Raw genomic sequence first — 23,190 nt, forward strand, 5'->3', positions numbered from 1 at the left:
AGTCCTCCTTTAGCGTACAACGTCTTGAAAGACGGTTAGTTCTTGTAGTGTATCTTCGTTTATTTCAATGCCGAGTCCGGGCTTTTCGTTTAAGCGAATGAATGGTACATCATAATGTAAGTTTCCGATGTCTTTTGTGAATTTTAATGGCCCTGTTAGTTCTACGCTCGTAATGATTTTCTTTGAGAAAGCGACATGGAATCCTGCGGAAGAGGCAACAGATGATTCGACCATTGATCCCACTTGGCATTCAATGCCTGCCATTTCTGCTTGATGAGCCAGCTTTACAGCTGGATATATGCCGCCGCATTTCATTAGTTTTATATTTACTTTATCAGCAGCTTCTAATTTAATAATTTGGCGCATTTCACGAGAACTTTTTAATCCTTCATCAATCATAAGCGGGAGGTCTGTTTTAGAACGAATATGAGCCATGGCATCAATATCGTCCGCGATAACAGGTTGTTCAATCCAGTCAATGTTTAAATGTCCTAATGAACGTAGTGCTGTTAATGTGTTTGCGCTATTTTTCCAGCCTTGGTTTACATCAACGCGAATAGCGATGTCATTTCCTACACGTTCTCGTACAGCTTCAATACGTTTTACATCTTCTTTTACATTTGTACCAACTTTCATTTTGAAAGATTGGTAACCTTTTTGAATCATAGAAGCAGCTTCTCCAGCCATATCTTCAGGATCGGCAATACTTAAAACGTGAGTGACAGGGAATTCTTCATGGTAGCGCCCGCCAATTAATTGATATACAGGTTGATTTAGTTTTTTGCCCATTATATCAAAACAAGCAATATCAATTGCGGCTTTCGCTGTTGGAACACCGTAAATTGTATTGTCCATCATGTCGTGTATTTTTTCGATATTCATTGGATTTTCCCCAATTAGAGCAGGGGCTAGCGTATGTTTTAAAGTATGGAAAGTACTTTCCCATGATTCACCTGTGACGTGATCATCAGCAACGCCTTCACCGTAACCGATAATACCTTCATCTGTTTCCATTTTGACGATAATAGAGGGCATATCAGAATAAGAGCCATAACTAATAACAAACGGATTGCGAAGCGGTAAACGAATTGCGTAAAGATGAATAGCTGTAATTTTCATTGAATAGAAACCCCTTCCTGTTTACAATAGTTTTATACATTTGATATAGTTGACGTTAAATAGTCGTTAATTAATGATAAGGAGTTAGAGAAAATGATGATAAAAATTGCAGTTGTCGGTTCAAAGGAATTTATGGACAACCTTTTTCCTATTGCTCAAAAATTAGAGGGAATAGAAATTGATCCATATATTTACCTTCATCCAGCGGAATCTTCTGAACTATTAAAGTGTTTAAAGCCTTGTGATGTCATCTTTTTCTCAGGTGCTTTACCTTATTATATGGCAAAAGAAATAAGAGAACAATTACGAATTCCAAGTACATACTTACAGCAAGACGAGACAACTGTCGCATCTTCAATTCTTTCTATCATGTATCATCAAAGTATTCAACCACATAACATTTCCATCGATTTAGTAGACCGCTCGTTTATTACAAATGTGTTTCATGATATCGGTATAAAAGAAAGTCCGCAAGTGTTGGATTATGAAAATATGCTGTGGAGTAAAGATGAGATAAATAGAGTTGTTGATTTTCATGTAGCTAAATATCAATCTGGAGAAGCTCATTTAGCTTTAACTAGTATTCACGCTGTTTACGACGAGCTTCAAAAAAGAGGTGTTCCTTCAGAGCGTATGATTGATCCAACACAATCCATTATACATGGGCTAAAAGATGCAAAAATAAAAGCTGAGTTAGCAAAAAGCTATTCAGCTACTGTTGGTGCTTGTATAATTTCTTCCTTAGAATTACGAGCGAGTTTGCTTGAAAAACTAGATGTCATTTCAAAAGAACTACGTGGTTCATTTAAACAAGTGGATGAACTGACATGCATTTTGTATACAACTCGTGGTGATATCGAATCAATTATTAAAACAAATGCGATAGATAACTTGTTTGCGAGCGTAGAAGGAACGATAGCTATTGGATTTGGTTATGGGAAAACCGTGAAAGAAGCGGAGCAAAATGCAAAAATTGCTCAAAGTTTTGCAAAGAACAATCCAATAGATCGTTGTTTTTATATACTAACAAGTGATAAAGATTTGTTTGGTCCGTTCCCGAAAGAACAGAGAGTACAAAGTTTGAAAAATGATAATCCGGAACTAATGAAAATAGCGAAGGAAACAAAGCTTAGTCCGGCCAACTTGTCAAAAATCATTCAATTTAGTCAATCGCACCCGTCATTGAAGTTTACAGCAGCTGACCTTTCTGAGTACTTACAAGTGACTCGAAGATCGACAGAAAGGTTGTTAAAGAAATTAGTTGATTACGGGTATGCTCATATTTGCGGCGAGGAAATGCCCTATCAACAAGGGCGACCTCGCGCACTATATGAACTGAATTTACCGCTATTTTTAAGCTTCTAGTTGAGCTTTTTGTTTCTTTAGTAGTTCTGCTTTTTCAATGTCTGATAGTTTTACAATTGTGAAGCCTGTTATACCATAAATGATTGAGATAATAGGTACGATGAAATTCAAAATAGCATAAGGAGCATATTCAAATGCACCTACGCCAAGTGTTGCGAGAATAAATACACCGCACGTATTCCAAGGAACGAAGACAGAAGTTAATGTTCCACCATCTTCTAATGCTCTGGATAAGTTTTTTGAATGTAGTCCTTTTTCCGTGTATGCATTTGCGTACATTCTTGAAGGGACAACAATTGAAATATATTGTTCAGAGCAAGTAAGGTTTGTTGCAAAACAAGATGCGATAGTAGAAGCGATAAGCCCTTTTGCTGATTTCGCTAACTTTAAAATTTGATTTACAATTGAGCGAAGAATACCTGTATGTTCTAATACTCCTCCGAAAGTCATAGCGACAATTGTCATAGAGACTGTATTCATCATCGAATCTAAGCCACCGCGGTTAAATAGTTCGTCTACTAGCTTGTTTCCAGTGTCTATAACAAATCCAGCTTGGAGTGCACCGACAGATGCTGAGACAGAACCACCTTGAATAAAGACTTGTGATAAGAATCCTAAAATAATACCGACGAGAATCGCTGGTATAGCAGGGACTTTTTTAGCGACCAATACCATAACGACTACGGGTATAATGAGTAGGAAAGGCGAGATAACAAAATTTTGTTGCAATACTTGTAACGTTTGATCGATGCTTTTCGCATCAATATTGTTAGCGCCGAAGCTTCTTCCTAAGACTGCGTAGACGATAAGAGTAATAATTAAACCTGGAACTGTAGTAAATAACATATGACGAATGTGTGCGAATAAATCTGTATTTGTTAATCCTGCGGCTAAGTTAGTTGTATCTGAAAGCGGTGACATTTTATCGCCAAAATAAGAGCCTGAAATAATGGCACCAGCAACCATTGGAGCTGGGATTCCCATACTTAGGCCAATTCCCATTCCAGCAACGCCAATTGTTCCCATTGTAGACCAAGAGCTACCAATTGCTAATGCAACGATAGAACAAATGACGGTAATGGAAACTAAAAATAGTGATGGAGTTAAAAGTTTTAAACCGTAATAAATCATCGTTGCGACGATTCCACCGCCAATCCAAGCACCAATTGTTAAGCCAACAAGAATAATAATGACGATAGCAGGTAATGCAAGACGAATCCCTTTATACATTGCTTCTTCAAGATCATTCCATTTGTAACCGTAACGCCAAGCGACAATAGAAGCAACGGTTGTACCGATAATAAGTGGTACGTGAGGGGTTTGTTTTAATACAACAATTGTAATCATCATAACTGCAACGGTAATGATAATAGGGATAATCGCTATTCCAAAAGGTATTTCTTTTTTCATAAAGTTCCTCCTTGTTACGTATGTTTGTTTGTATTTTTAGAATTGTCGTAAAATAGACGTTTATTAGGTTATGATAACTAAAAGTTTATGTAAGCGTCAACATAAAAAACAGAAAATAAGGAATGTTCTAGTTGTTTGTTTAGTTTGTAATATAGGTGAGTAGTAAGCTTTTTAAGTATTTAAAAATAAATAATTGACTTTTTTCTTAAAATTCAATATGTTCATAAAAACATCTGTTTTTCATAAGTATAATTAACCCGAATCGTTTGTAATGTGGGAAGGAGACTGGAACGTTGAAAACATTAGAACTACAAGAGCGCTTAACGGAGATTTTTCAGCATTTACACGAAAACCCTGAAGTAAGTTGGAAAGAATATGAAACGACAGCGTATATTACTGACTTTTTAAAAGAAGAAGGAATTTCATATAGAACATTTGATGATTGTCCAGGTGTAATTGCTGAGATTGGAGGCGGGAATCCAGTTATTGCGATTCGTGCTGATATGGATGCACTTTGGCAAGAAGTAGATGGAGAATTTAAAGCGAACCATTCATGTGGTCATGATGCTCATATGACTATTGTAATGGGACTTATTTTACAATTGAAAAATATGAGATGGAAAAGTGGTACGGTTAGATTTATTTTTCAGCCGGCAGAAGAGAAGGGGAATGGTGCTTTGAAGATGGTGGAGAAAGGTGCTGTAGATGATGCTGATTTCTTATTTGGTGTCCATCTAAGACCGATTGAAGAACTAACTTTGAAACAAGCAGCCTCATCTATTCGCCATGGAGCAGCAGGATTTTTAGAGGGTATGATTCATGGGGAGGATGCACACGGGGCAAGACCACACCAAGGTGTGAATGCAATTGATGTCATTTCCATGATTAATATCGGTTTGAAAAATATTTGGCTGCCACCGCAAAGTTCTTATTCAGTAAAAATGACGAGATGCCAAGCTGGTGGTGATAATTTAAATATTATTCCGGGAAATGGTCATTTCAGTTTAGATGTAAGAGCAGAGAGTAATATACTATTAGAAGAATTAAAGAAAAAGATTGAGCATGTAATAGAATCAGCTGCATCGATGGGATCAAAAACTTCATACGAATGGATGGATCTTGCACCGGGAGCGGAGGTTTCTGAAGAAGCAGAGCGCTTTATGCGTAAAGGTATTCTCGAAGCGTATGGGGAAGAGAGATGTACGGGACCTCTCTATACGACGGGAAGTGATGATTTCCATTACTATACAGTGAAAAGACCACATTTAAAAGCTGTCATGCTTGGACTAGGAGCAGATCTACAACCTGGATTACACCATCCGTATATGAGGTTCGATCATAGTTGTATTATGGATGGGGTAGAAATATTGAAACAAACTGTATTGAAAGTGTTAGAAGACAGGGGCTAGAGAGCTCCTGTTTTTTTGTCGTGAATTGTCGGCAAATCGATATATTTTGAGTTATGATAGATATATTGAGAAAATCGTTGATATATTTGAAGTTACGATAGATATATTAAGAAAATCGTTAATATAATTTCACATACCTATTAATTTGATGAAAAATGAGCCTCCAGTACATGGTGTATAATAATAAGTACCATTTTTTAATAGGAGAAAACGAATGAACGAACAATATTACGATGCAGTTTTACATATAAAAACAGTCGGTGAGCAAAAAGGGTTTAACAAGTCTATGCATTATCACCGCTATGAACCGACGCCGTATAGCGGGTTAGATGAGTTATTGAATCAATATGAGATACGAAGTAGCGACCGAATTGTAGACTTTGGGTGCGGAAAAGGGCGATTAAACTTTTATATGCATCATAAATGTGGTGCTTCAGCAGTTGGAATTGAAATGAATGAAGAGTTTTATAAAGAAGCAATGGATAATCGAGATCGTTATGCACGAAAGGCACGAAACAGTAAGGGGAAAATTCAATTCCAATGTTGTTTAGCGCAGGAATATGAGATTGATCCACGCGATAACCGTTTTTATTTCTTTAATCCATTTTCTGTACAAGTGTTTATGAATGTAGTAAATAACATTTTGCTTTCGGTAGAAGAATTGGAGAGAGAAGTGGATATTATTTTATATTATCCCTCTGAGGACTATATTTTCTTCTTAGAAAATCAGACTGCGTTTGAGCTGAAGAAAGAAGTTAGATTGTCAGGTGCTTATGAGAGGAATGGGAATGAGAGGTTTTTAGTTTATACATTAGGGTAATAAAAAAACAGGTGCCAAGGCACCTGTTTTTTTATTAGTTACGGATTAAGTAATCAAATGCACCTAAAGCTGCGTTTGCACCTGAACCCATAGAGATGATGATTTGTTTGTACGGATTATTTGTACAGTCACCTGCAGCAAACACTCCTGGTACGTTTGTAGCGCCGTGCTTGTCTGTTACGATTTCACCGCGAGCGCGTTCAACTGTTTCGCCTAACCAGTCTGTGTTTGGCACAAGACCGATTTGTACGAATACACCTTGTAATTCAACGTGATGAACTTCTTCAGTTTCACGATCAATGTAAGAAATACCGTTTACTTTATCAGTACCAGTGATTTCTTTCGTTTGAACGTTTTTCAGAACAGTTACGTTTGGTAAGCTGTTAAGACGCTCTTGTAATACAGCATCAGCTTTTAATTCTGGCATGAATTCAAGAACAGTTACGTGCTTAACGATACCTGCTAAGTCGATAGCCGCTTCAATACCAGAGTTACCTCCGCCGATAACTGCTACGTCTTTTCCAGTGAATAATGGACCGTCACAGTGTGGGCAGTATGCTACACCTTTATTTTTGAACTCAGCTTCACCTGGTACGCCAACATTACGCCAGCGAGCACCTGTAGAAACGATTACGCTCTTACTTTTCAGAATAGCGCCGTTTTCAAGTTCCACTTCAATAAGTTCTTTTTTCTCTAAACGTTTCGCACGTTGTAGATTCATTACATCGATGTCGTATTCTTTTACGTGCTCTTCAAGGCTTGCTACTAGCTTAGGACCTTCAGTCTTTTTCACGCTGATGAAGTTCTCAATGCCCATAGTATCCATTACTTGACCACCGAAGCGCTCAGCAACGATACCAGTGCGGATGCCTTTACGTGCTGCGTAAATTGCTGCACTTGCACCAGCAGGGCCGCCACCAACAACAAGAACATCGTATGGATCTTTATCAGAAAGCTCTGATGCATCTGGACCGTTACCCATTTTAGCTAAAATTTCTTCAAGTGTCATACGACCGCTTCCGAAAGATTCGCCGTTTAGGTAAACAGTTGGTACTGCCATGATGTCTTTGCTTTCTACTTCCTCTTTGAATGCAGCGCCATCAATCATAGTATGTGTAATACTAGAGTTAAGAACGCTCATTACGTTAAGAGCTTGTACAACATCAGGACAGTTATGACAACTTAGGCTGATATAAGATTCAAAATGATATTCGCCTTGAATGTTTTTAATTTGATCGATTAATTTTTTTTCAATTTTTGGAGCGCGTCCACTTACTTGTAGTAAAGCTAACACTAATGATGTAAATTCGTGTCCTAATGGAATACCAGCGAATACGACACCAGTGTCTTCACCAGGGCGGTTTACGCTAAAACTTGGTGTTCTCTCTAATTCAACTTTTTCTACTGTAATCTTAGATGACATAGTAGCTAATTCGTCTACTAGAGCTAACATATCTTTAGATACGTTATCGTCTCCTGCGCTTACTTTAAGTAAAATATCGTTCTCCATTAACTGAAGGTATTGGGATAGTTGTGTTTTTATATCTGCATCTAGTATCATTTTGATCGAACTCCTTAGATTTTGCCTACAAGGTCAAGGCTTGGTTTAAGTGTTGCAGAACCCTCTTGCCATTTAGCTGGGCAAACTTCACCTGGGTTGTTACGTACGTATTGAGCAGCTTTAATTTTGTTAACAAGAATGCTTGCGTCACGGCCGATACCGTCAGCATTGATTTCCATAGATTGGATAACGCCGTCTGGATCGATGATGAATGTACCACGAGCAGCAAGACCTTCTTCTTCCATTAAAACGTTGAAGTTTGTAGTGATTGTGCGAGTTGGGTCACCAATCATGATGTACTCGATTTTGCCGATAGTTTCTGAGCTATCATGCCATGCTTTGTGAGTGAAGTGAGTGTCTGTAGATACAGAGTATACTTCAACGCCTAAGTCTTTTAGAGTTGCATATTGGTTTTGTAAGTCTTCAAGTTCAGTTGGGCAAACGAATGTGAAGTCAGCTGGGTAGAAACAAACTACACTCCATTTTCCTTTTAAACTTTCGTCAGTAACTTGGATAAATTCTCCATTATGGTAAGCATTAGCTTTAAACGGTTTTACTTCTGTGCCGATTAATAACATGTTAAAATTCCTCCTAAATGTTGGTTTTGAGCATCAAAAAATAGTGTGCTCATAAAATATATCTTTTAATTAACTATAATAATTCTAATTCGATATTAATTATCATATAGAAGTGGTTATTTTGTCAAGAGAATAAACCAACTTTATACCAATTTAATTAATATTTATTCTCAATTAAGACTAACAGGGAACGGAAAGGTAATTTTAAGTCTATAAACTTTAGATGAGTGGTTGAAAGTTTATTGTGTATGTTAGAGAGTGTGTATAAGTTTAATTTCTTAGGAAGGAAATATTTCTTAGAAGTTGTGGTTTTGAAAAGGAACTGCTTACTTCTATTTTACAAAGAATTTTGTGATAAATAAAATAAAATGAATCGGAAATTTTTTGAACAATTTTTGTCATCTCAAATATATAATCAGGAAGTATATTACGATGATAGTTAGAAACATTGACTCAAAGTGCTAACAAGATATAATAAAACCTAGATATACCTTTCAAAAAGAAGAATACATATTTATAGGATGAAAAAATTCAACCTATTATTTTTTATAGCTTTTAGAAAACGCTTACAATTAGTGTGGAGGGGAAACCATGTCTAAGTTCACGAAGTATTTTTTAATGGAAGCTAAAGATGTGATTGCATATGTGAAAGAGAAATTATCTAAGTTTGAAAATGCAAAGGGGTTACAGTGTAAAGAAATAGGTGATGGCAATTTAAATTATGTGTTCCGCGTTTGGGATGAAAAAGAGAACATGTCTGTCATCGTAAAGCAAGCTGGGGATACAGCTCGCATTTCAGATGAGTTTAAGTTGTCGACGAATCGTATTCGTATAGAATCAGATGTTTTGCAGGTAGAGGATGAGTTAGCACCTGGACTTGTTCCTAAGGTGTATTTATTTGATAGTGTGATGAATTGTTGCGTAATGGAAGATTTATCGGATCACACAATATTACGTACAGCACTTATAAATCATCAAATATTTCCGAGGTTTGCGGATGATCTAACTACTTTTATGGTAAATACACTTTTGTTAACATCGGATGTTGTAATGAATCATAAAGAGAAGAAGGAACTTGTGAAGAATTATATAAATCCTGAATTATGTGAGATTACAGAGGACCTCGTATATTCAGAACCATTTACCAATCATAATAAGCGTAATGAGTTATTTCCGTTAAATGAGGGATGGATTAGGGAACATATTTATAGTGATAAAGAGCTTCGTATGGAAGTAGCGAAACGTAAATTTTCTTTTATGACGAATGCACAGGCATTACTTCATGGTGATTTACATACTGGCTCTGTTTTTGTAAGAGATGATTCTACAAAGGTTATTGATCCTGAGTTTGCTTTTTATGGACCTATGGGATATGACGTTGGGAATGTAATGGCGAATTTAATGTTTGCTTGGGTGAATGCAGATGCAACGATGTCACCTGGAGCTGAGAAAGATACGTATATGGATTGGTTACAAACTACGATGGTAGAGGTAATTGATTTATTTAAGCAGAAGTTTTTAGGTGCTTGGGATATTCATGTGACCGAGATTATGGCGAAGGAAGAAGGCTTTAGCGAAGTCTATTTGCAATCTGTATTAGAGGATACAGCTGCAGTGACAGGTCTGGAATTAATTCGCCGTATTGTTGGATTAGCGAAAGTAAAAGATATTACTTGTATTGGGAATGAGGAAGCACGTGCTAGAGCGGAGCGAATTTGTCTTCAAGTAGCGAAGAGTTTTATTTTACGAGCGAATCAATATAGAACGGGCACAAGTTTTGTAGAAACGTTAAAAGAACAGTCAACGCACTACGCGAAGTAAGGGGAGAATATGATGGAAGAGCAATTAATACCAATTCAGTGGAAAGATGATGCTTTAGTTTTGTTAGATCAAACGTTATTACCAAATGAAATTGTCTATGAATCTTTTAAAACAGCTGAAAGTGTGTGGGATGCAATACAAGTAATGAAAGTACGAGGTGCACCCGCGATTGGTGTTTCAGCTGCTTATGGAGTGTATTTAGGGATAAAGGAATTTGCTGAAAGTACGGAAGAAGGATTTATGGATGAAGTAAGAAAGGTATGTACATACTTGGCGACATCAAGACCGACTGCAGTAAATTTATTTTGGGCGCTTGAAAGAATGGAAAGTGTAGCGATAGATAATGCTCACTTATCAATCTCACAGCTGAAAAATAGATTACTAGAAGAGGCAAAAGAAATTCATAGAGAAGATGAAGAAATTAATCATCAAATTGGAGAGCATGCATTAACATTATTCCATGATGAAATGGGAGTATTAACGCATTGTAATGCAGGTGCTTTAGCGACGACTAAGTATGGTACTGCGACGGCTCCAATGTATTTAGCGAAAGAAAAAGGATGGAATTTAAAAATTTATTCGGATGAAACGCGTCCTAGATTACAAGGTTCAACGTTAACAGCATTAGAACTGCAGCGAGCGGGTATTGACGTTACTGTTATTACAGATAATATGGCAGCTATGGTCATGTCACAAGGGAAGATTGATGCAGTAATCGTTGGATGCGACCGTGTGGCAGCAAATGGTGATGTAGCAAATAAAATTGGCACATTAGGCGTATCTATTTTAGCTAAATACTACAACATTCCGTTTTATGTAGCAGCGCCAACACCGACAATTGATTTAAAGACATCGACAGGAAAAGAAATTCCGATTGAAGAAAGAGATGCTTCTGAAGTGATTAATCGCTTTGGACAATATTCAGCTCCGAAAGAAAGTAAAGTATATAATCCAGCATTTGATGTTACTCCACATGAAAATGTAACAGCGATTATTACAGAAAAAGGGATTGTAAAGGCACCGTTTACGGAGAATTTAAAAAAGTTATTTCAATAAGTAGATAAATATAAAAGTCAGTCATCATAAGCTTCATACTTAGGGGGATGTATATGTTATTACAAAAAGAAAGAGAAGAAATTGTAGCGTATGGAAAGAAAATGATTTCTAGTGGTTTAACAAAGGGAACGGGCGGTAATGTTAGTATCTTTAATCGTGAACAAGGTCTTGTTGCGATTAGCCCAAGTGGTTTAGAGTATTATGAAACAAAGCCTGAAGATGTAGTTATATTAAACTTAGATGGTGAAGTAGTAGAAGGAGAGAGAAAACCATCAAGTGAATTAGATATGCACCTTATTTACTATAGGAAGCGTGAAGATATAAATGCGCTTGTGCATACACATTCTCCTTACGCGAAGACGATTGCATCATTAGGATGGGAGCTTCCTGCTGTGTCATATTTAATTGCTTTTGCAGGCCCGAATGTACGCTGTGCGCCGTATGAAACATTTGGTACGAAGCAATTAGCGGATGCTGCTTTTGAAGGCATGATTGATCGTCGTGCTGTGCTACTTGCAAATCACGGTTTAATTGCTGGTGCAAATAATATAAAAATGGCGTTTACTGTTGCAGAAGAGATTGAGTTTTGTGCTCAAATTTATTATCAAACGAAAAGCGTCGGAGAACCGAAGCTTTTGCCAGAAGATGAGATGGAGAATTTGGCGAAGAAGTTTGAAGGGTATGGGCAACAGTAGAAATCTAACGGAAATGTTATTCAATGTGTATTAAAATGGCCGTGAAAGAATATATATTCTTCCATGGCCATTTTAGGATTTTAATTATTTAGATATATTTTTGAGTTGCGAATCTAATTTCCAAAAACCGATTCCTGAGAATAGTGCTGCTAATGAACCAATAATTGCAGCAATACCGATATCTCCGAACATCATTCCGCCCATTAAGATACCAAAAATTCCAATTAAGATAAGAATAATAGAAATAGCTTTCATTATACGATACTCCTTAAAACGTAAAAGTTATATGTGATAATATAACATTAATAGAGTTTATAATCAAAAATATTTTGTTCAGGAATTGTATTGAGGTAGGAAATATGAATGGTGAATAAAGGGTTAGGAGAAGGAAACGAAAGGAAAAAACATCCTCAAAATTGAGGATGTTTTTACGCTTTCTTAAGCAACAAATACATAAAGTAAGGAGCCCCAATTAAAGCAACGACAATACCTGCTGGAATGCCATTAGGATCAACGATATTTCGTCCAATTGTATCTGCTAATAATAATAGCCATCCGCCGATTAAAAGGGCGATAGGCATGAAGATTTGATGTCTTGGACCTACTAAAGATTTCGCGATATGAGGAGCCATTAATCCGATAAAGCTAATTCCTCCTGTTACGGAAACAGCTGCAGCTGCAAGTGCAACGGCTGCAACTAATAAGTACCTGCGTTCTTTTTCAATTTCAATTCCAACGCCGATTGCGACTGGTTCGTTTAATGCTAAGATGTTTAATCGATTTGCTTTATAGAAAATAAACGGAATGAATACGATTAACCATGGGAGCATTGCTAAAACGAAGATCCAGTCATCTCCCCAAATATTTCCGGCAATCCATTTTGAAATAAAGTCTACTTTCATACGATCAGCGGATGAAATAAGGACAATCATCGCTCCAGATAGTGCAAATGCAAAACCGATACCAGTTAATGTTAATCGTATTGGTTGAAGTCCAGTTGATTTACTATATGAAAATACGTAAATTAGAACAGCTGTCAGAAATGCCCCAATAAATCCAACGACAGGTAGTAAGTAAAGAAATGAACCTACGTCTATTGGAAAGTATAAAAAGAAAATAGCAACAGCAACACCAGCCCCAGAGTTAATACCAAGAATACCAGGTTCAGCTAAATCATTTCGGGTAATTCCTTGCAGAATAGCCCCTGATAAAGCGAGAGCCATACCAGCTAATAATGTAATGACAATTCTAGGTAGTCTTAAAGAGTATAAAACGAACTCCTCTTTAAAAGTCCCTTGCCCCATTAATGTTGGGAGTAGTCGATCATAAGATAAAGATGCTGAACCAAGTCCCATTCCAACTACAATGGTTGTGATGATTACTATAAGTAAAGCGAGTATAATGAGACGCTGTTTTCTTAAAATAGATTGCATCATGAGAATGTTTTTCCTCCTTTACGTACAATGAATAGGAAGAATGGTAATCCTACAATCGCGACAATTGCCGCAACTGGTGTTTCGTACGGAGCGTTAATAGTACGTCCGATTGTATCTGCAAGTAGCATAAAGGAAGCTCCAGCAATTGCTGACATCGGTATAACAAATCGGTAATCTGGACCGACAATTGGGCGTACCATGTGAGGTACCATTAAACCGATAAATGCCATATTTCCAACAAGCGCTACAGATGCACCTGCAAGTAAGATAATAATGATAAATAAAATAGTTTTAATAACAATAATTTTTTGACCTAGTCCAATAGCCACTTCCTCACTGAAACTAAGAACTGTCAATTTTTTTGCTAGTAAGATAGCGATAAAGATACTAATTGAAATGACTGGAATAATAATTTTTAATTGGCTCCAAGTTGTTCCAATTACGCCCCCAGCAGTCCAAAGTGATACATCTTGTGAAATTTTAAAGTAAATGCCAATTCCTTCTGAAATTGCGAGTAGAAATGCTGAAACTGCGGCGCCCGCTAATACAATTCGAAGAGGAGAAAGACCGCCTTTTTTCACCATACCAATTCCAAATACCATAATTGCGCCAATTGCAGCACCGATAAAGCAAGCTAACGTTAAGTAAAGATAGCTAATGGAAGGATTGAAAGCAAGTGTTAGTGCAAGCGCAGCATTTGCTCCACCAGATAGCCCTAATAATCCAGGGTCCGCAAGTGGATTTCGTGTTAATCCTTGCATAATTGCTCCAGAAACGGCTAATCCAGCTCCTACAAAAATAGCAGCAACTTCACGTGGTAAACGTATTTCTCGAATAATAGATATTTTGTCTCCTTTAGCGGAGGAAGTGAGTGCTAACCATACATCTTTTATCGAAGTATCTGCAGCACCTAATACCATTGCAACCATAAAAATAAGAAAGAATGCAATTAAGCTTAAAATTAGTTTGTATGTAAAAGCTATAGAACGTGGATTATCATGATATTTTGTCATTCGTTTCACATCTTTTCTGTTCATAGAATAAAGGAAGAGGAATTCTTAAATTAAGAATTCCTCATGTTTGTATTATTTACCAAGAAAGTTCTTCTTGAAGAAGTCTAGTTGGAAATCTAATGTAAGTGGATCATTGAAATAGAATTCCATCATGTTTGCTTCATATACGCGATTATTTTTTACTGCTGGGATGTTTTTATATGATTCTGTCTCTTGGAATGAGTTATCAGTATCTTTGTTTTTACTTACGATTAAGTAATCACCAGCAAATTCAGGTAATACCTCAGTAGATAATGCGTAGTAACCTTCTTTTAATGCTTTTTCTTTTACTTTTTCAGGCATTTTTAATTTCATTTCTTGGTACAGAATTTCTGTTCCGCGGCCCCAGTTTTCGCCGTATACATAAAGCTGTTTGTTGAAGTTTTCTACAACAGAAACTGTTGCATCTTCACCGATTTTTGCTTTAATTTCTTTACCAGCTTCTTGTGCACGTTTCTTGAAGTCATCAACCCAAGTTTTTGCTTCTTTTTCTTTGTTTAATAACTTACCAATTTCTAAATGCTGTGTTAAGTAATCAACTTTTCCGTAAGTGTATGTTACAGTAGGAGCAATTTTCTTTAACTTATCGACATTTTTAACATTTGATAAACCAATGATTAAATCTGGATTTAGTTCAGCGATTTTTTCAACATTTTCATCTGATACTTCAGCAACATCTTTAAGTTTACTATCAAAACGTGGGTTTTGTTTAGACCATGAATCTACCCCAACAAGATTTACACCTAATGACATTACGTTACCAGCGAATGATGATAGTACAACAACGCGTTTTGGATTTGCAGGAACTTCTACTTTACCATTTTCAGATTGGTATGTAATTGTTTCTGATTTACTACCTTTTGCATCGTTCTTTTTGTCTGTAGAGCCATTGCTACAAGCACTCATAACAAGAACGAAAAGAACTGTTAGTGAAATAAATAACTTTTTCATCGTCTTTCTCCTTTAACATAGATGATATGTGTATACAATAATTTGTTTAACTGTAATCTTTTTGAAAGAGTAGTGGTAAAGCAAAATGATTTATTAAAAATCTTGAATATGAGATTTTATAATATAGTATTAACCATATTAATGAAAGAAGATGTAATCTCAAATTTGCTAATTATTAACAAAATGATAATGATTATCACTATTGATTCTTTAAATAATATAATTTTATATAGGTGTATTGTCAATAGTAATTTTGATTGTAAATTTTGCGGAAACAGGTTATATTTTATTGAGAATGATAATCAATGATTAATAGCTGAGGAGTGAGCACGAATGAATCGAGAAGAATTGTTTGATGTAACCGTGATAGGCGGAGGACCTGCAGGGCTTTATTCAGCTTTTTATAGTGGACTCAGAGAAATGAAAACAAAAATAATAGAATTTCAACCACATTTAGGTGGAAAAATACATGTGTATCCGGAAAAGATGATTTGGGATGTAGGAGGACTATTGCCAGTTACAGGTGATAAGTTAATTGAACAACTTGTACAGCAAGGGTTAACATTTAAGCCGGAAGTTGTATTAGATACAAAAGTAGAATCGATTATTCGTAATCAAGATGGTACTTTTACATTAAAAACAAGTAATGGCGAAGAACACTTTTCAAAAACAGTTATCGTCGCAACAGGAAGTGGTATATTGAAACCGCAAAAGTTATCTATTGAAGGTGCTGAGCGATTTGAAGTATCGAATTTAAATTATACAGTTAAATCTTTAAAGCGTTTCAAAGGTAAAACAGTTATTATTTCCGGTGGAGGCAATTCTGCTGTTGATTGGGCAAATGAATTGGAACCAATTGCGAAAAAAGTGTATGTAACCTATAGAAAAGAAGAATTATCTGGTCATGAAGCACAAGTAAAACAACTTATGAACAGCTCAGCGGAGTGTTTCTTTAATACATCGATTACAAAATTAATTGCTGGTGATAATCATGAAGCGATCGAATATGTAGAATTAACAAATCATGAAACAGGTGAGGTTTCTCACTTACCTATTGATGAAGTTATTATTAATCATGGATATGAACGCGACATTACATTATTAGAAAATAGTGAGTTAGACGTTGCAATTATAGATAATTATTATATTGCAGGTAATGCAAATAGTGAGTCTTCAGTAGATGGATTATATGCTGCTGGAGATATTTTAAAGCATGAAGGGAAACTACACTTAATTGCAGGTGCATTCCAAGATGCTGGAAATGCTGTGAATAAAGCAAAGCAATTTATCCAACCAGATGCAAGTGAGTACGGAATGGTTTCTTCTCATAATGAAGTATTTAAGAAGAGAAATCGCGAACTGATTAAGCAGATGATAAAATAATAAGGAACAAGTATACCCCCACATACTTCTCTATTCAAATGGATGAGAGATGTACGTGGGGGTTTTCCTGTTTACTATATTTTCAATCATTATAATGACACCGGTTTCATCAGTTCATATGATATGAACATTTTTATTGGTAAAGCATCTTAGAAAACAATTTAGCTATGTTTTGCTTGCGCAGAACATGGCTAAATTACGCTGTCCCTTTAGCGCGTTCATTAGGAAATGGCATATTTAGTATAGAAGCAATATATTGTTTTCCATGTTTTCGAGCCAATGATTCTAATATTTGACGGACGCGTTTTGTAAGATGGCCTTGTTTTTTGATGGCTTCACAATATGCGTCATAGAAAGCATATTTAGCCCAAAGGAAATCATCTTGTTGGAATAAGAAATGATTTTTGTACCATTCACCAATTGTATGATAACAATTGTTTTCATGTATTGCTGTGCTTTGAGAAAGAAAACGATCAGATAAAGATACATTCAAATGAGAAATTGTGTTTTCTGTTTCAACTTGTAGTGTTTTTTCTAACATTGTAATGATGTGACGAGTAGCCATATGTTAACTCTCCTTTGTGTAAATGGGTAATACCATTCTATATTTAAAAAATTCTTACTATATAATACTATACAATATATGGAATGCATCTACCTGCTTTTTGAACTGCATTTACAAAATCTTTTTTATTTGTTTACAAAAATAAAGTAAAGTAAGATACAGTATAGATGAAAAAATAATAAAGGAATGAACGCATTGTATATAACAGTAGAAGAGACTGCGGAGTATTTGAATTTACCAAAATCGTATATTGAAGAGTTAATTCAGCAAAAGAAAATTCGTGCGCTATTCGATGGAGAGCAATATTTAGTAAATAAAGAACAATTTAATACACATTTAGAACAAATGGAGAAATATAAGCAATTAGTGGAAGAAATATTGAACGAACCAATTCCAGAAGATATGGATGTTAAAGACGAAGATTAAACTATGGAAAATCCCTTATGAAGATATGCAGAAATGTATATTCATAAGGGATTTTTTGTTTGAAGATATCAAAAACATAAGGAGTTCTTAGCCTTTCCTCAAATTTTGATAGGTAGTAGTCTACCATGTTAAAAGCATATTTTTTTCTAGCTAGGACAAACATAGAGAACGTAACCTGTACAGATACATATACTATCAGTGCAAAAGCTTATAAATTAATGGAAGGGGTTTTCTCGTGAGTTTATTTCATTGTGATTTTCTGAAAGACTTAATTGGATCTTTTGTGAGAGTAAACAGGGGTGGTCCAGAATCTCAAAAAGGGACAATAATATCAGTATGTCCGGACTACTTCGTATTGAAGAATGAAAAAGGTGAGCTTTATTACTATCAACTTAGCCATCTGAAAAGTATTACGAAAAATGCAAAAGACTGTGGATCAAGTGATTGCGATTGGGAAGATTGCGAATGTGCAGACGACTTTGAAGCACTACTTCTAAGCTTCAAATATTGCTGGGTGAAAATTAATCGCGGTGGTCCAGAGAAAGTGGAAGGAATTTTACAAGATGTTTCTTGTGACTTCGTTACATTAATTGTAAAAGAAGAAGTTATATTAATTGCAATAAAGCATATTAAAAGTGTTAACTATAATGCATTAGCATGCGGAGAGAGCGATGAGAGCGACGATAGTAAGGAAAGTAGCGATAATTCAGGTCGCGCTCGCGCACAAAGACAATCAAGTAGAGGAAGATAATAAGAAAGGGGGATACAAAATTGGAGAACGTATTATGCTGTGACCAAATTAAATGTTTAGTTGGTGAGAATGTAAAAGTAAATCTTCGCGGACCAGAAAGTCGAGTAGGGACACTGGTATCGTTAGGAAAAGACTATCTTACATTACAACTACCTCATGGTGAATTAGTATATTATCAGTTGAAACATGTGAAGAGTCTAGTGAAGAAAGTGAAAGAAAGTAAATGTGGCGATTGCTATAGTTCATGTTTCTGCTCTGATGAGGATACTTTTTTAGATATATTAAAAGACTTGAAGTATAAGTGGATAAAAATTAATCGTGGCGGTCCAGAGTGTGTGGAAGGTTTATTAAGTGAGGTACACCATGGCTGTATTACACTAGTAAACGGCGATGAAGTTATTTATGTAATTAAGTCTCATATTAAGAGTGTGAGTCAAGTAGTTAAATGTAAAAAGAATGAAGATGAATAATGTTTAATAAATAAGAGGGGCATTATGAGGGAAAGAGAAGAACAATTTCTTATTTCGATAGTATGAAAAGGAATTACTTACTATTAAAACAGAACTTTGCCCTGATTATTTTTTTAGAAATGGAAGACAGGTAAGAAGAAATTCATAGGAAGGAGGATATAGATGAATGAGTTAAACAAAAGTATTGGAGAAAATATATATGTTAAATTAATCGGTGAAAAAAGATTTAAAGGTGTATTAATTGATGTAGGAAATGATATCGTTGTTCTTTACAATGGACAAGATTACGTATATATATCTTTATATCATGTACAATACTATAAATTTTTAAGACCATATGACGAAGAAATATTAAAACCAGATGTTGATTCTGTAATTAAGAGGGAATCCCCTTCAATTTCTTTGAGAAAAGTATTAAGTACTTCTAAAGGGATTTTTACAGAAGTTTATGTAGCAGGAAATGCTCCAATACATGGTTATGTTACAAGTGTGATGAACGATTATATTGTTTTTTATAGTCCGGTTTATAAAACGGTATATATATCTTTAAAGCATTTAAAATGGTTAATTCCGTATAAAGAAAACCAAGTACCGTATGCCCTCAATAAAAATGAACTCCCCGTAAATCCGTTAAATATTACGTTAGCTAGAACGTTTGAAGAACAGCTTATTAAAATGACAGGGAAAATTATGGTGTTCGATTTAGGTGAGGAGTCCAATAAAATTGGAAAAATGGCGAAAATTGATGAAGGTCATATTGAAATATCAAAAGCACGTGATGCAAAAATGTATGTGAATATTCAACATGTAAAATCTGTCCATTGTCCGTAAGCTAGTTGAAAGGGCTGGCTTTTTCTTTTATATGCAGAAGAAAAGGTCGAGCCTATTTGTTTAGCTCGATTTGAATATGAGGGGAAAATGAATTGAATATAAATATACTATGGTGTGATTTTTTTAAAAAATTTTGCACTTATTTATAAAGAAATGTGTACGAGCTATCCTTTTATGTATTCAATTTATTTTTTGAGGAGGAGCTGCTCAACTAATTTATTAAAGGGGTTTTGTTTGTGGAGCAGTTTCCTAATTCGTTATCAATTACATTGCTTGGTAGTGCTGGTGGAGCAGCAAAAGCAGTTTTAGCAATTTTAAATCAAGCGATAGTAAATGAAAAAGATCCAATTTATGAAGTATTAAAGAATGCCAAATTTCATTTGGTGGATATAAAACAAAAAGATAGGACTTATTATGATGAGTTGTTTTCGAATCTGAAAGGTCAATTATATTTATATGAAATAAACCTTCAAAATGTAGTGGAATTTAAACAACATTTAAAAGAAAAAAGAACGAGTGTTGTGATTGATGTTTCAGGGGCAGATACAATTCGAGTATTAAGCTGCTGTAATGAACTTGGAATTTGTTATATTAATTCAGCCTTGGAAAATGAGGCGGTAGATCAGGACGATAGTTTAATCGGCTTTCAGCTTACGGAAAGATATACAAGGTTTGAGAAGGAGAAAGAGAAATTTACAAATATAAAAGCGATTATAGGTTCAGGGATGAATCCAGGTGTTGTTCAATGGATGGTTGTTGAACTTATGAAGGAACGACCAAATGAAAGGCCAAGAGCATGTTATATTGTAGAACATGATACGTCGTTTTTGAATGATACAGCACTTATAAAGCCACATACACTTTATGCTTCATGGGCAGTAGAGCGATTTTTAGATGAAGCGATCTGGAGTTATCCGATGTATATGAGTCATCATCGTCCTCTTTACTTTTATGAAGATGTATACGCTTCAGAGTATAAAGTGAAGTTAGGAGAAAAAGAATTCTATGGTTGTTTAATGCCACATGAGGAAGTATTAATTTTAGGGAAAAACTTCAATATGGAAGTTGGTTTTCTTTACCGAATTAATGAGTATACAACAAATATAATTAGACAGAACTTAGATCAAGTAGAAGATTTATGGAACTGGAATCGTAAAGTGTTTAATCCAGCGGAAGAAGAGATTGCTGGAGAGGACCTGGTCGGTGTGTTACTCGTTTATGAAAATAGTGAGACATATATGTATAATGTGATGAATAGTAGCCAAGTTTTTCGTAAGTATAAAACGAATGCAACGTATTTCCAGGTAGGGTGCGGGATTTATGCGGGCTTGTGCAGTTTACTTTTAGATCAATTTGAACAAGGTGCTTATTACGTCGAGGAGTTGTTATTAAATACAGAAAGTAAGTACGGTGAGTATTTAAATTTATATATGAAGGATTTTGTAATGGGGCATAATAAATTTACTGATGGATTGTTACATGATAGGGTAAGATGGATGTAAGTTGTTACCAAAAGGAAGGAGAAATCTCCTTCCTTTTAGTATTATAAGGTTAAATATTGCCCTGAAAGCAATTTCATACTTATACTTTAAGGAGATAACAATGAAAGTTTTTTGTATCGATCAAGGGGAGTTTTTATATGAACAAATACAAGAGCTTGATTTATGAAGAAAGAAGAGCCTTAAAGGTATTTATATTATTATTCTATATTATATTCTTTTTATATGACGCTATATATTATTTTGTATATCCTGCTATGAATATTAGTGGAACAGCGGTAGGGTGGCCAGAAGGTAGTCTTGGGATAGGTGTGCCTATATTTGTAATAGCATTATTTCCTATTTCTATATATCTTCAAAAAAGAGGGTATGTATATTCTGTAAAATATTTATTTTTATTTGGGTACATGTTTATCAATCTTGTTAATAATTTAATGATTTATTTGCGAACGGATAGACCTTTTGAACATGGTAGTATGGTAGAAATGTTATTAATTTTATTTGCCCCAGTTTTCGTGAATAGGAAATACTTTTATTTAGTGTCCTTTAGTGTAATTGGAAAGTACGTATTTTTCACATTGCTATTACAAGATTTAAAAGTGATAATTCCACTTGTTTTATGTGTATTTTATTTCATTATTTCACATTCTTTATTAAAACGATTTCAATCTTATGTAAGAACAGTGGTTGAAATGATGAACAATATGAAAGAGACGGAAAATTTAGCTGTGATTGGGACTATGTCTACAACAATTGCCCATGAAATTCGAAATCCGCTAACGGCGTTAAAAGGGTTTACGCAAATGCAAAAAGAAAGAAATCCAACTGATACGATGAGCTACGACATTATGCTACAAGAAATTGAAAGGGTTAATGGATTTGTTAGTGAATTGATGTTGTTAGGAAAACCAAAGCCAACAAATTATGAAAGGTGTAATATACGAGACATCCTTCTATATGTTGTGCATCTAATGGAAAGTTATGCAACGCAATATAGAGTTAAATGTCATTTACAAGTAGATGGGAATTTACCGGCTATAAACGGTGATGATAAGCAATTAAAACAAGTGTTATTAAATATCATTAAAAATGGAATAGAATCAATGCCAGAGGGTGGAGAAATTTATATCCGTGCATATCAAAAAACGCAAGGACATTTGTGTATTTCTGTTGAAGACCAAGGATTTGGTATAGAAAATGAGAAGTTAGAAAAAATCGGCAAGGCGTTTTACACAACAAAGGAGAATGGTACAGGACTTGGATTAATGATTACATATAAAATTATTAAGGAACATCAAGGAAGTATCACAATCCAAAGTAGTGTAGGAGTAGGAACGAAAGTAGAAATTTTTCTTCCGAGCGTTTAATGTATTGAGAGAAAAGATTTTTCAGAAAAGTGTTCTTGTTGTGTAAATATAAACATTTTATAAAATGTTTCAAGAAGGGTTTTTTTTATAAAATACTTCGTTTATAATGGAGGAAAATATCGACATGAGATTGATTGCTCATGTAACGGTTCAGTAGTGTTATGAAAAGATAAGAAGGGGTGCACGCGCATCCTTTTTTCTATGCAGATATTATGAAAGAGGTGGTATGATGGAATTAACATTAAATTCGACTGTATGTTTACATACAATTCAATTTAGAAAAGAGCAAAAGAATTATATTGTAAAAGATACAATTACAGGAGAAAAATATGAAATGCCGCCACTTTGGATTGATGCACTAGCAATGATGCGTGACGGTTTTTTATTGGGAGAAATTGAGGAGAAATTAAAAGAAGAGTATCCAGCTGAAGAAGTAAATATGTTAGCGTTCACGAGGCAACTGTTAGAGCTGGAACTTGTTGAAATGGTAGATGGTGAAGAGATAGCTTGCACAAAGAAGAAAGAGATAGACTGTTTAGCTTGGGTGCGTCCTCGTGTGGAACAATTCTTTCTTAATTTAAATAGAAAATATAGAAGCAAAGGTCAGTAATGACCTTTGCTTTTT

The 23,190-nt window shown here is 35.1% G+C and carries 23 protein-coding genes; 14 read left to right on the plus strand and 9 right to left on the minus strand.

The features are described 5' to 3' along the window. Positions 1–9: 9 nt before the first annotated feature. A complete protein-coding gene (locus BM089_RS22990; RefSeq protein ID WP_090978182.1) occupies positions 10–1,119 on the minus strand; it encodes a mandelate racemase/muconate lactonizing enzyme family protein in 1,110 nt (369 codons plus the stop codon). 93 nt (positions 1,120–1,212) lie between these two features. Between BM089_RS22990 and BM089_RS22995 the strand changes: the two genes are divergently transcribed. Then, positions 1,213–2,484 (plus strand): transcriptional regulator, encoded by a 1,272-nt coding sequence (locus BM089_RS22995; protein WP_090978184.1) that lies wholly within the window; start codon positions 1,213–1,215, stop codon positions 2,482–2,484. On the opposite strand, the gene nhaC is transcribed toward BM089_RS22995, so the two are convergent. After that, positions 2,473–3,894 carry a Na+/H+ antiporter NhaC gene (nhaC, locus tag BM089_RS23000; protein ID WP_000711502.1) on the minus strand — a complete coding sequence of 474 codons (1,422 nt, stop codon included), beginning with the start codon at positions 3,892–3,894 and terminating at the stop codon, positions 2,473–2,475. The two genes, BM089_RS22995 and nhaC, sit on opposite strands and share 12 nt — an antisense overlap. Before the next feature lie 293 nt (positions 3,895–4,187). On the opposite strand from nhaC, the gene BM089_RS23005 reads away from it, so the two are divergent. After that, positions 4,188–5,303, plus strand: coding sequence for a M20 peptidase aminoacylase family protein (locus BM089_RS23005; RefSeq protein ID WP_090978186.1), 1,116 nt, complete (start codon positions 4,188–4,190; stop codon positions 5,301–5,303). Between the two features lie 214 nt (positions 5,304–5,517). Next, positions 5,518–6,123, plus strand: a complete 606-nt coding sequence (locus tag BM089_RS23010; RefSeq protein ID WP_016513314.1) for an SAM-dependent methyltransferase — start codon at positions 5,518–5,520, stop codon at positions 6,121–6,123. Between the two features lie 34 nt (positions 6,124–6,157). Here BM089_RS23010 and ahpF read toward each other — a convergent pair whose 3' ends face one another. Then, complete coding sequence (gene ahpF, locus BM089_RS23015) at positions 6,158–7,684, minus strand: alkyl hydroperoxide reductase subunit F (protein ID WP_090978188.1); 1,527 nt, start codon at positions 7,682–7,684, stop codon at positions 6,158–6,160. A gap of 14 nt (positions 7,685–7,698) precedes the next feature. After that, entirely contained in the window at positions 7,699–8,262 is a 564-nt protein-coding gene (gene ahpC / locus BM089_RS23020; RefSeq protein ID WP_000924420.1) for an alkyl hydroperoxide reductase subunit C, read from the minus strand. Positions 8,263–8,853: 591 nt separating this feature from the next. Here ahpC and mtnK point away from each other — a divergent pair. Genes mtnK through BM089_RS23035 form a run of 3 tightly spaced genes read left to right on the plus strand, consistent with a single transcriptional unit; the run spans position 8,854 to position 11,834 of the window. Further along, positions 8,854–10,083 (plus strand): S-methyl-5-thioribose kinase, encoded by a 1,230-nt coding sequence (mtnK, locus tag BM089_RS23025; protein WP_090978190.1) that lies wholly within the window; start codon positions 8,854–8,856, stop codon positions 10,081–10,083. A 9-nt stretch (positions 10,084–10,092) separates the two neighbouring features. Then, entirely contained in the window at positions 10,093–11,139 is a 1,047-nt protein-coding gene (gene mtnA, locus BM089_RS23030; RefSeq protein ID WP_090978192.1) for an S-methyl-5-thioribose-1-phosphate isomerase, read from the plus strand. A gap of 53 nt (positions 11,140–11,192) precedes the next feature. Then, a complete protein-coding gene (locus tag BM089_RS23035; protein ID WP_000926568.1) occupies positions 11,193–11,834 on the plus strand; it encodes an L-fuculose-phosphate aldolase in 642 nt (213 codons plus the stop codon). A gap of 84 nt (positions 11,835–11,918) precedes the next feature. Here the strand turns inward: BM089_RS23035 and BM089_RS31205 are convergent, their stop codons facing one another. From BM089_RS31205 to BM089_RS23050, 4 genes are all read right to left on the minus strand, one after another. Further along, positions 11,919–12,089, minus strand: a complete 171-nt coding sequence (locus BM089_RS31205; protein WP_000644466.1) for a hypothetical protein — start codon at positions 12,087–12,089, stop codon at positions 11,919–11,921. 173 nt (positions 12,090–12,262) lie between these two features. Next, positions 12,263–13,270 (minus strand): FecCD family ABC transporter permease, encoded by a 1,008-nt coding sequence (locus BM089_RS23040; protein WP_090978194.1) that lies wholly within the window; start codon positions 13,268–13,270, stop codon positions 12,263–12,265. Then, a complete protein-coding gene (locus BM089_RS23045) occupies positions 13,267–14,307 on the minus strand; it encodes a FecCD family ABC transporter permease (RefSeq protein WP_048558589.1) in 1,041 nt (346 codons plus the stop codon). The genes BM089_RS23040 and BM089_RS23045 overlap by 4 nt, the downstream gene beginning before the upstream one ends. Before the next feature lie 48 nt (positions 14,308–14,355). Then, positions 14,356–15,273 carry an iron-hydroxamate ABC transporter substrate-binding protein gene (locus BM089_RS23050; protein WP_090978196.1) on the minus strand — a complete coding sequence of 306 codons (918 nt, stop codon included), beginning with the start codon at positions 15,271–15,273 and terminating at the stop codon, positions 14,356–14,358. Between the two features lie 333 nt (positions 15,274–15,606). Between BM089_RS23050 and BM089_RS23060 the strand changes: the two genes are divergently transcribed. After that, positions 15,607–16,656, plus strand: coding sequence for an NAD(P)/FAD-dependent oxidoreductase (locus BM089_RS23060; RefSeq protein WP_088023190.1), 1,050 nt, complete (start codon positions 15,607–15,609; stop codon positions 16,654–16,656). Between the two features lie 196 nt (positions 16,657–16,852). Here the strand turns inward: BM089_RS23060 and BM089_RS23070 are convergent, their stop codons facing one another. Continuing rightward, complete coding sequence (locus tag BM089_RS23070; RefSeq protein ID WP_000235474.1) at positions 16,853–17,221, minus strand: hypothetical protein; 369 nt, start codon at positions 17,219–17,221, stop codon at positions 16,853–16,855. A gap of 186 nt (positions 17,222–17,407) precedes the next feature. On the opposite strand from BM089_RS23070, the gene BM089_RS23075 reads away from it, so the two are divergent. From BM089_RS23075 to BM089_RS23105, 7 genes are all read left to right on the plus strand, one after another. Further along, positions 17,408–17,647 (plus strand): helix-turn-helix domain-containing protein, encoded by a 240-nt coding sequence (locus BM089_RS23075; RefSeq protein ID WP_001998970.1) that lies wholly within the window; start codon positions 17,408–17,410, stop codon positions 17,645–17,647. Positions 17,648–17,882: 235 nt separating this feature from the next. Next, the gene (locus BM089_RS23080) at positions 17,883–18,398 is read left to right on the plus strand and encodes a hypothetical protein (RefSeq protein WP_053565371.1); all 516 of its coding nucleotides are present in this window, start codon (positions 17,883–17,885) and stop codon (positions 18,396–18,398) included. A gap of 20 nt (positions 18,399–18,418) precedes the next feature. After that, positions 18,419–18,868 carry a PI-PLC domain-containing protein gene (locus tag BM089_RS23085; RefSeq protein ID WP_065229680.1) on the plus strand — a complete coding sequence of 150 codons (450 nt, stop codon included), beginning with the start codon at positions 18,419–18,421 and terminating at the stop codon, positions 18,866–18,868. Between the two features lie 162 nt (positions 18,869–19,030). Beyond that, positions 19,031–19,699 carry an LSm family protein gene (locus BM089_RS23090; RefSeq protein WP_053565369.1) on the plus strand — a complete coding sequence of 223 codons (669 nt, stop codon included), beginning with the start codon at positions 19,031–19,033 and terminating at the stop codon, positions 19,697–19,699. 236 nt (positions 19,700–19,935) lie between these two features. Further along, positions 19,936–21,201, plus strand: a complete 1,266-nt coding sequence (locus BM089_RS23095; RefSeq protein ID WP_090978198.1) for an S-adenosylmethionine decarboxylase related protein — start codon at positions 19,936–19,938, stop codon at positions 21,199–21,201. A 137-nt stretch (positions 21,202–21,338) separates the two neighbouring features. Then, entirely contained in the window at positions 21,339–22,565 is a 1,227-nt protein-coding gene (locus BM089_RS23100; protein WP_090978200.1) for an ATP-binding protein, read from the plus strand. A gap of 229 nt (positions 22,566–22,794) precedes the next feature. Further along, positions 22,795–23,175, plus strand: a complete 381-nt coding sequence (locus BM089_RS23105) for a hypothetical protein (protein WP_016083694.1) — start codon at positions 22,795–22,797, stop codon at positions 23,173–23,175. Positions 23,176–23,190 lie beyond the last annotated feature (15 nt).

It is taken from the genome of Bacillus sp. 5mfcol3.1 (assembly GCF_900114335.1).
Classification (GTDB): domain Bacteria; phylum Bacillota; class Bacilli; order Bacillales; family Bacillaceae_G; genus Bacillus_A; species Bacillus_A thuringiensis_S.